The organism is Microbacterium thalli (assembly GCF_028737325.1).
In the GTDB taxonomy this organism is placed as follows: Bacteria; Actinomycetota; Actinomycetes; order Actinomycetales; family Microbacteriaceae; genus Microbacterium; species Microbacterium thalli.
Genome location: NZ_JAQZCH010000011.1, coordinates 1 through 544, shown reverse-complemented (window position 1 = coordinate 544; position 544 = coordinate 1). Strand labels below are relative to the sequence as shown.

Genomic DNA, 544 nt, shown 5'->3' with positions numbered 1-544 from the left:
GGCCCCTACGGCTACCTTGTTACGACTTCACCCCAGTCGCTGACCCTACCGTGGCCGGCTGCCTCCATTGCTGGTTAGCGCACCGTCTTCAGGTAAAGCCAACTCCCATGGTGTGACGGGCGGTGTGTACAAGGCCCGGGAACGTATTCACCGTGGCGTGCTGATCCACGATTACTAGCGATTCCAACTTCATGGGCTCGAGTTGCAGAGCCCAATCCGAACTGAGACGGCTTTTTGAGATTTGCGAAGGGTCGCCCCTTAGCATCCCATTGTCACCGCCATTGTAGCACGTGTGTAGCCCAGCCCGTAAGGGCCATGAGGACTTGACGCCATCCCCACCTTCCTCGCGGCTTATCACCGGCAGTCTCCTTAGAGTGCTCAACTAAATGGTAGCAACTAAGGACGGGGGTTGCGCTCGTTGCGGGACTTAACCCAACATCTCACGACACGAGCTGACGACAGCCATGCAGCACCTGTGTTCCAGGCTCCGAAGAGAAGGTCACATCTCTGCGACCGGTCCTGGACATGTCAAGGGCTGGTAAGG

1 rRNA gene is annotated in these 544 nt (G+C 57.7%); it reads right to left on the bottom strand.

Annotated features, from left to right (window positions below):
- Positions 1 to 544, bottom strand: a 16S ribosomal RNA gene (locus PUW82_RS15045); the annotation flags it as partial.